Annotated in this window: 1 protein-coding gene; it reads right to left on the reverse strand. The window is 45.0% G+C overall.

The annotated features are described in order from the left end of the window. A partial coding sequence (locus RF647_RS19240; RefSeq protein WP_368813132.1) for a hypothetical protein occupies nucleotides 1-531 on the reverse strand: 531 nt, incomplete at both ends.

Consider the following 531-nt stretch of genomic DNA (forward strand, 5'->3'; position numbering starts at 1 on the left):
CGTTGATTACTGCAGGTTTGGGCTGGTTCTGGTTTCTGATGGTAACTGTTTCGCCATCAACCTTTATATCGGAGTTTTTTGTACGGTTTTTCTGCTTATCTATCGCATTATCAGCAGGACCATGTGCACGTGTCGAACCGGACTGTTCAGATTGGTTTTTTGACGAAACGGAAAGTAGTGCCTGACGCCATGGAGCAATCAGCGACTGCAGTTTCCTACGGATTTCAACAGGGATTATCACTCGGCTTTTGCGGAAATCGATACTGAATACATCATCAAGTTCATGGGAGAAAACAAGCTCGACACGTAAACGGGTGATCTTACCTTCCTTCTTATACATTCGGTGAGGCCAGCCGTCATTCCATATCAACCGGTCTTCTCGATAGATATAGAACCCTTGGTTATCCAATCCGTATCTCACAGCCTCCTGCTCTTCCGCAGTCAGCTCATTCTGCGATGGAATCAGGCTTCCTCTGATTGTGAAAGAATAGTTGTTTCCATTGAACTCGACGTGGATTTTCTTTTCTTTCA

It is taken from the genome of Kocuria sp. CPCC 205263 (assembly GCF_040981075.1).
GTDB lineage: Bacteria > Actinomycetota > Actinomycetes > Actinomycetales > Micrococcaceae > Kocuria > Kocuria rosea.